The following is a 3,029-nucleotide window of genomic DNA, read 5'->3' as shown; positions in this document are numbered from 1 at the left end:
CGACCGGGTCGTCGGCGTCGCCGAACGGCGGGGTGCCCTCCAGCGCGGTGAGCAGGGTGGCCCCGAGGGAGAACACGTCCGCGGCCGTGCCGACGGTCTCCCCGGCCGCCACCTCGGGGGCCAGATAGGCGGGGGTGCCCGCGACGAGGCCGGCCCCGGTGCCGGTGGCCTCCCCCACGATCCGGGAGATGCCGAAGTCGACGAGCGTGACGGAGCCTTCCGCGGTGACGAGCACGTTGCCCGGCTTGACATCGCGGTGCAGGATGCCCTCGTCGTGCGCGGCGGCCAGCGCCGCCGCCAGTGCCGCCCCGACCGCGGCGACCTCCGGTGCGGGCAGTGTCCCCCGCCGGGCGAGCGACGCCGCGAGGCTCTCCCCCGCCACGTACTCCATGACCAGGAACGCGGTCCCGTCCCGGGTGAGGACGTCGTGCACCGTGACGGCGTGCGGGTGGTCCAGCCGCGCCGCGACCCGGCCTTCCCGTTGCGCACGGCGGAGCAGCCGCCCGGCCGCCGGGTCGTCGGCCGGGTCGAGCGTCAGCTCCTTGACGGCCACGACCCGGTCGAGCCGTTCGTCCCGGGCCCGCCACACCACACTCGTGGCACCCCGGCCGACCGGTGCGAGCAGCCGGTACCGGCCGCCGATCACCGTGCCCTCGTCACTCACCATGCCTTCTCCCGTCCGGTCCGCGGGCTCCGCGGATCGTAGAGCGGCGGAGGGGCCGGGACGGCGCGGACGCACCCGACCCGGCGTACGCCGCGGACCGGACGGGAGGCTCAGGCGCGGGCCGGGTCGACCCCGAACTGCTCGGCGAGGTCGTCGAGCATGGCGTGCGCGCCCTGCAGGCTCACCGACACGTACCAGGTCTTGTCGGGGACCTGGTGCACCGTGCCCTCGAGCGTGCCCCAGAGCGGGTTGCCCTGGAACGTCTCCTTCGGGCTGGTCGCCTCGGTGGTGTCGTCCTCGTAGGTGGACACGAAGATCCGGTCGGCGTCGAGCTTGCCGATTTCCTCCTGGCTCACCTCGACCAGGATCTCGGAGTCCGAGTCGGGCTGTCCCTCCGGCCGGGCCAGGCCCACGTCGGAGAGCACGATGCCGCCGAACGAGTTCGTCGTGTACAGCCGCACCGTCTGCTCGCCCTCGACGAACCGCACGAGCGAGTACGTCGGGGTGCCACCGGTCTTCTCCCGGATCGCGTCCCCGATCTCGGCGGCCCGGCGCTCGTAGTCGTCGATCTTCTGCTCGGCGAGCTCCTCCTTGCCGAGCGCCTCGGCCAACAACCGGATGTTGTCCTTCCAGGTGGCACCGGTGGTCTCGGAGAACACCGCGGGGACATCCGGGGGGAGCTGGTCGTAGACGGTCTCGTCGTGCCGCACCTTCGCCGAGACGATCAGATCCGCGTCGATCTCGTACAGCGCCTCGATGTCCGGGGTGGCCAGCTCGCCGACCTCCCGTCCGCCCTCGACGTACCGGGCGTCGTCGCCGAGGTACTCCGGCACGGAGTCGGAGGTGGGATACCGCGTGTAGGCCACCACCTCGGTCTCCAGCGCGGCGGCGGCGTCGGCGAAGCTCGAGTCGAGCGCCACCACCGTCTCCGGACGCTCCTCGATCGTGGTCTCCCCCATCGCGTGCTCGATCGTGCGCGGGAAGGCACCCTGGTCGCCGGTGTCCCCGGCGGGCTGCTCGCCCTGCGGCGAACACGCGGTCAACCCCAGGCAGGCGACGGCGGCGGCCACGACGGCACGGCGGCGCGGGCGGGACAGGCGGCTCATTGATCACCCTTCGGATTCGGTTAGGCTCTCCTAACGAACGCGGACTCTAGCCGACCGGACCGAGCGGCAAAAGAGGTCCGGAACACACCGGACAGGGATGTGAGATGGCCACGACGCTCACCCGCGGGAGCGACGCCGCGACGGAGGCACCGCCCGGCCGCGCCGGGAGGCGACGGCCGCTGACCCTGCTCGTCCTGGTCATCGCCCTGGTCCTCGCGGCCGCGCTCAGCCTCGTGTACGGCGTCCACCCGGTGCCGCCCGGGGACGTCTGGCGGGCGCTGACCGCCCCGACGGGTGGCGAGCACGACATCATCGTCCGGTCGCTGCGCGGCCCGCGCACGCTCGCGGGTGTCCTCGCGGGGCTCGCCCTCGGCATCGGCGGTGCCCTGATGCAGGGGCACACCCGCAACCCCATCGCCGACCCCGGCCTGCTCGGGGTGAACCAGGGCGCGGCGTTCGGCATCGTCACCGCGATCGTGCTCTTCGGGGTGGCGGGGCCGGCCGGGTACGTGTGGTTCGGCTTCGCCGGAGCCCTGGTCGCCGCGGCCGTGGTGTTCCTGCTCGGCGCGGTCGGGGGGCGCGGTGACAGCACCCCGGTGACGCTGGCGCTGGCGGGCGCGGCCGTCAACGCGCTGCTGTCCGGGCTGACCGCGGCCGTCGTGCTCGCCGACCGGCAGGGCATGGAAGTGTTCCGGTTCTGGCAGGTCGGTTCCCTGGCCGGACGGGACTTCGCCGTCCTCGGTCAGATGCTGCCGTTCCTGCTGGTGGGGCTGTTACTGGCGGTGGTCAACGCACCGGGGTTGAACACCCTCGCGCTCGGGGACGACGTCGCCACCGCGCTCGGCCGGGACGTCGTGCGCACCCGCGTGGTCGGGGTGGCCGCGATCACGATGCTGGTCGGGGCCGCGGTCGCCGTGTGCGGGCCGATCGCCTTCCTCGGGCTCATCGTGCCGCACGTGGCACGGGCGCTGTCCGGACCGGACTACCGCTGGCTGGTGCCGTTCGCGGGCCTGCTGGGCGCGGTGCTGCTGCTCGTCGCCGACGTGCTCGGCAGGCTGGTGGCCGACGACCGGTTGGAGGTGGGCATCATGCTCGCCGTGCTCGGGGCCCCGGTGTTCATCCGTCTCGTCCGTCGGAAAGGACTGTCGCGACTGTGAGTACGTCGCACGCGCCGCGCCCGTCGCGCCCGTCGCGGCGGAGGCCCCCGTGGCGGGAGGTGGAGGGCGTTCCCGGTCGGCGCCACGTCGCGCTCGGCCCGC

The 3,029-nt window shown here is 73.7% G+C and carries 3 protein-coding genes; 1 reads left to right on the top strand and 2 read right to left on the bottom strand.

From position 1 onward, the window contains the following. On the bottom strand, positions 1–664 hold a 664-nt coding region (locus SACPADRAFT_RS0209605; RefSeq protein ID WP_028662352.1), incomplete at its 3' end, for a serine/threonine-protein kinase. 110 nt (positions 665–774) lie between these two features. Beyond that, entirely contained in the window at positions 775–1,770 is a 996-nt protein-coding gene (locus tag SACPADRAFT_RS0209600; protein ID WP_007027074.1) for an ABC transporter substrate-binding protein, read from the bottom strand. Positions 1,771–1,874: 104 nt separating this feature from the next. On the opposite strand from SACPADRAFT_RS0209600, the gene SACPADRAFT_RS0209595 reads away from it, so the two are divergent. Next, positions 1,875–2,927 (top strand): FecCD family ABC transporter permease, encoded by a 1,053-nt coding sequence (locus tag SACPADRAFT_RS0209595; protein ID WP_007027073.1) that lies wholly within the window; start codon positions 1,875–1,877, stop codon positions 2,925–2,927. The last annotated feature ends 102 nt before the right edge of the window (positions 2,928–3,029 follow it).

The sequence above is a fragment of the Saccharomonospora iraqiensis subsp. paurometabolica YIM 90007 genome (assembly GCF_000231035.2).
In the GTDB taxonomy this organism is placed as follows: Bacteria; Actinomycetota; Actinomycetes; order Mycobacteriales; family Pseudonocardiaceae; genus Saccharomonospora; species Saccharomonospora paurometabolica.
This window is presented reverse-complemented; position numbering and strand designations above follow the sequence as displayed.

What these genes read in the sequence shown, in the direction of transcription:
- SACPADRAFT_RS0209600 (WP_007027074.1), bottom strand. Translation starts at nt 1,770, where the DNA reads ATGAGCCGCCTGTCCCGCCCGCGCCGCCGTGCCGTCGTGGCCGCCGCC.
- SACPADRAFT_RS0209595 (WP_007027073.1), top strand. Translation starts at nt 1,875, where the DNA reads ATGGCCACGACGCTCACCCGCGGGAGCGACGCCGCGACGGAGGCACCG.